Below are 3952 nucleotides of genomic sequence, written 5' to 3'. Positions count from 1 at the left end.
AATAATTGGGGTGCAGTTCATAGGGGCATTGGCTTTTTATGTTTTACAAAATAAATAGCGGGATATTCAGCTTTAATTAAGAGGTAATGTTAATTATTATGTATGTCACATGAAAATACGTATTGAGAATGATGCAACTCCTATAGGGACTAAGGAAAAACGAAAAGGCATGTACCGGTATAATACCGGGCCACATGCCCAAGAAGTTGCCTAATAAAATAATCTGTCTCATTTTCGTTAGACGTTTTTTTATATTTTAAATCAGAAGCTTTTCTGACTTGGGGTGTAAACCTTTTCGTTAGACACTTTCAAGTTTGATTTAAAGCTAGGAGCTACCTTACCTACAATATATGGGCCGAGTTTAAATTTATTTAAAAGATATATTATAGGAATTGGAATGAGTAGAGCAACGAAAAAATCCGTAAACAATGCACCAAGAATTGTATTTAGCTGAGGGATTTTTGTTTGTATAGTACTACTTATCGTGTCAAGTAAAAAAGGATGTAGTAAATAAATTCCAAAAGAATATCGACTTACAAATATAAGGAATCTAGGTACATGCTTTATTTTTGAAGCGATATAGAAAAATAGTAGTATTGTAGATATTGTGAATAAGAAAATATCAATTCTTTTAGAACTAATATCAGTTATAATGTTGAATTTTTGAAAAAGGATTATCATCATGCCAGTTAAAACCCATGAATAAACTATCTGTTTGGAATACTGCATTAACCAAGATTTAAAATATTCGTAGTGAGTACCTGCATAATACCCTATAAAAAAGTATGCAATCCAGCCTGGAAATGGAATCCAAGAATATCGATACCAAATATAGTCGGCACTTGGTATATCAAATGGTTCAATAAAATTAAAGAAACCGAGATATATAAAGTTTATAAATAAAGAGGAAAGAATAACGGTTTTAGGAGAAAAGTGATTTTCTACTTTTTTAAAGATCATATGTAGAAAATAAAATTGAAATATGATTAAAATAAAATAACCATGGTAATCTCCTAATACAACATTTCTAGTAGCTTGAACTAAAATTGAATGTAGCCCATCTTCGTAATTTGACGTTATAGCATAAAAAATCCCCATAAATATAAAAGGTAGTAATATAAACTTTACTCTTTTTAACATGAAGTTATTTGGTAGCTTATTTTGATAATTATAAGCTATTACAAATTCAGATATAAAAACAAACATTGGTGTACCATACATAAGTAATAATTGAAAATAAGCTAGGAATAGTTCTAGTATACTTTCCGACTCAAAATTTGCAGGGTTTTTTGTTATAGAATGTATAAGTAACACACTTAGACACGCTATACTTCTTAAAATCGTAATTTCTGGAGCTTTATTCTTCATACATACCACCTTTAACATAAATTATAATAAAATTATTGTAGAAAAATTGTGCATGCAGACACAATTTTTTCGCTTTGTAAAAACCGATTATAAACAAGGAGTGATGAGTATTACCATAAAACGATATTGCATTAAATTTACCTTATAATAAGATATTAATCAAGTTAAGTATATTTATGACATAGATTTATTTTCCTGTCAAAGCAATAATCACCAAATTTTAGCAGTATGATCAATATGAAAATTACATAATGCGAGAGGGGAAAACCAGCATATAATTAAATAAATAGTGGGATTATGCTCGTAATCGAGAAATTCAAACGCAGCTATGATAAATATGTGAGGTTATTGAAAGTTACAATGTTAATCTTCGCAAAGGACCAAATGGAAGTTACCCTGTTATTCGTCAGTTAAAGAAACCAGAGTCATATAAAGTGTGGGGCGAAAAAGATGGATGGTTAAATCTTGTTGGGAATCAGTGGGTATATAACAATCCTTCTTACATCAAATTCGAAAAGAAAGAGCCAGTTAATCTGATTGCAAGAAAACGTGTTGTATCTAAAGTACCAGCACNNGTGCTGGTACTTTAGATACAGGATTAGGATTTACAATCGATGCGAAGGTTAGTGTCAATGCTTCATCACAATACAAAGTACACAACAGGAAAGGTAAGACATACTATGTAACAGCAAATGAAACTTATACATTTTTTATTTCATTATACTCCATATTCCATTTCTTCCAAGAATTCTCCACCACTCTTGATACATTGCATTATTCTGCTACATGCACAATAAAAGTAATGTTCACTTGTTGCAGTTGATTTTACCGGAACTGGATCTATTTCATGAAACATTTGTTCTTTTTTATGAAAATACATTTTTCCAACTTTATCTGGATATTCTGAGGGGTAAAATTGATATACAACCATTTCCTCGTCTTCAAATTCTTTATTCATTGTAATATGAATTGTCATAATTTATCTCCTTTACTTTCGTATTTTAAATCTGTTTTCTATCCCCCTAAATGTTTATAGGTATAGGTACTAATAAATTATAAAAGCTTGAGAGGCATCTAGCCCATCAAGGTTATCAAAAAATTATTCAAAGTCTTCGAACCAACAAGTGAAAAATCGTACTTTGTCATTAAAAAACACTGTGCCATCATTATTGCTAGTAGAACTAGCAGAAATTTTCCCCTTATCCCACAACCATTTATTTGATATCTTTTCAAGTATTTTTGCTGCTTCCTCAACGTCAAGAGTACTTCTTGACGTTTCTATATTACATACAACCTTAAACCAACCGTCAAACTTCCAATAAGGTTCAGTTGAGCTTACATCATGTGAAGTAATCATGGTGTCTATTTTTTTTAATAACTCATGCAATATTGTCAATGCTTTGTCCTTATTCTGACATTCTACAAATAAACTCAGTTGGAACATAATAATCCTCCTAAAATATGTTAGTGTGAAATTGTGTCATCTGGAGCAACGTTAATATATTTTTTCTCATTCTTTGTATATTTCCCCCATTCCTTCATTCCTTTTTTGGAGAGTTGTACATCCCATTCGAATTCAAAATTCTTTTTAGGGTCACCGTGATAAGGGCCTTTTGTCTATACATTTTCAAATTTATCAACGTAACATTGAATTTTTCTGAGATTATATATGCTTTTAACTGTAGGGGAGGAAGCTTTCGTAACATATAAGTAGGTACACAAAATTGTTGTGCAATATTTATAGGCAAATAAAAAAGCCGGGATCACTCCCGACATAATTATTCGACAAAGTAATTATAACACAAATAGGAGTGGTTCCGGTGGCAATTATCAAGGAGAACATTGTAGAAATGAAGGCTGAAATTTCATTAGCGGAAAATATGATTTATGTTGTGAAAGATGAACAAGTTCATCCAATAGAACCACCAACAAGTGGTCATGGGGAACAGTCCTTTGTATATAAAGGTGGAAAAGTAACTCGTATGGATGAACGAAAAACACATTTGCTTTAATAAAATTTGAATTTTGTTAAGAAATGGAGAGATTAACAGTGGCAAATTGTTGTGATCGTTGTAAAAACGTTATTAACCCTAAAGAAACATGCACAGTTACATTTGAGTTTAAATTTCGAGAAAGGGTAAAAAGTTATTTACTATCGTTTCAACGTAGAATGAACGGGCAAAGTGAATACGATGATATAACTGCGACTGGGAAAGTCGATATGTGTGCAAATTGTAGAGAATCTTTAAAAGAGTTTCTAAATGGAGCCGATGTAGTTAAATCTTAAAGTTTAACAAAAGCGTTATTTTAAAATTAAAGAGCGCCTAAGGGAGCGCTCTTCGATCAAGACAATATTGAAAAATACTCGGTAATATATGTAATCTTTTTAGCTTTGTGAGATTAATCAAAAGTTTTTCGACTTGTTTTTGGATGGTATTACATTTTGCTCTATTTTTTCGTAAAGATTAAGTAATTGTTTGATAAATGTAATTTTCGGTGTTAACCAATACGAAAATAATGCTGAAATAATTCCTATTAGAGCTCCTGTTACGACATCAAAAGGGTAATGAACTCCTACCCAGAT

The 3952-nt window shown here is 31.0% G+C and carries 6 protein-coding genes and 3 pseudogenes; 3 read left to right on the top strand and 6 right to left on the bottom strand.

All coding sequences use genetic code 11. The features are described 5' to 3' along the window. Window positions 1-261 precede the first annotated feature (261 nt). On the bottom strand, window positions 262-1368 hold the full coding sequence (locus tag CN288_RS19360; RefSeq protein WP_255260020.1) for an acyltransferase family protein: 1107 nt from the start codon (window positions 1366-1368) through the stop codon (window positions 262-264). 347 nt (window positions 1369-1715) lie between these two features. On the opposite strand from CN288_RS19360, the pseudogene CN288_RS29745 reads away from it, so the two are divergent. Next, window positions 1716-2077, top strand: a pseudogene (locus CN288_RS29745) (N-acetylmuramoyl-L-alanine amidase); the annotation flags it as partial. 9 nt (window positions 2078-2086) lie between these two features. Here the strand turns inward: CN288_RS29745 and CN288_RS19350 are convergent. From CN288_RS19350 to CN288_RS30250, 4 genes and pseudogenes are all read right to left on the bottom strand, one after another. Further along, the gene (locus CN288_RS19350; protein WP_098302899.1) at window positions 2087-2344 is read right to left on the bottom strand and encodes a hypothetical protein; all 258 of its coding nucleotides are present in this window, start codon (window positions 2342-2344) and stop codon (window positions 2087-2089) included. Window positions 2345-2467: 123 nt separating this feature from the next. Continuing rightward, the gene (locus CN288_RS28935; RefSeq protein WP_176527706.1) at window positions 2468-2812 is read right to left on the bottom strand and encodes a hypothetical protein; all 345 of its coding nucleotides are present in this window, start codon (window positions 2810-2812) and stop codon (window positions 2468-2470) included. A gap of 20 nt (window positions 2813-2832) precedes the next feature. Next, window positions 2833-2973 (bottom strand): annotated as a pseudogene (locus CN288_RS19340) (polymorphic toxin type 17 domain-containing protein); the annotation flags it as partial. Window positions 2974-3008: 35 nt separating this feature from the next. Beyond that, window positions 3009-3107 (bottom strand): annotated as a pseudogene (locus CN288_RS30250) (ImmA/IrrE family metallo-endopeptidase); the annotation flags it as partial. An 81-nt stretch (window positions 3108-3188) separates the two neighbouring features. On the opposite strand from CN288_RS30250, the gene CN288_RS19335 reads away from it, so the two are divergent. Continuing rightward, on the top strand, window positions 3189-3380 hold the full coding sequence (locus CN288_RS19335) for a DUF3954 domain-containing protein (RefSeq protein ID WP_098302898.1): 192 nt from the start codon (window positions 3189-3191) through the stop codon (window positions 3378-3380). A 38-nt stretch (window positions 3381-3418) separates the two neighbouring features. Continuing rightward, window positions 3419-3655, top strand: a complete 237-nt coding sequence (locus CN288_RS19330) for a hypothetical protein (protein WP_090688780.1) — start codon at window positions 3419-3421, stop codon at window positions 3653-3655. 117 nt (window positions 3656-3772) lie between these two features. Here CN288_RS19330 and CN288_RS19325 read toward each other — a convergent pair. Then, a partial coding sequence (locus CN288_RS19325; protein ID WP_141527989.1) for a phosphatase PAP2 family protein occupies window positions 3773-3952 on the bottom strand: 180 nt, incomplete at its 5' end.

It is taken from the genome of Bacillus sp. AFS023182, from assembly GCF_002560575.1.
Classification (GTDB): Bacteria; Bacillota; Bacilli; order Bacillales; family Bacillaceae_G; genus Bacillus_A; species Bacillus_A arachidis.
This window is presented reverse-complemented; position numbering and strand designations above follow the sequence as displayed.

Coding starts and splice junctions, on each gene's coding strand:
- CN288_RS19360 (WP_255260020.1), bottom strand. CDS start 1,368: ATGAAGAATAAAGCTCCAGAAATTACGATTTTAAGAAGTATAGCGTGT.
- CN288_RS19350 (WP_098302899.1), bottom strand. CDS start 2,344: ATGACAATTCATATTACAATGAATAAAGAATTTGAAGACGAGGAAATG.
- CN288_RS28935 (WP_176527706.1), bottom strand. CDS start 2,812: ATGTTCCAACTGAGTTTATTTGTAGAATGTCAGAATAAGGACAAAGCA.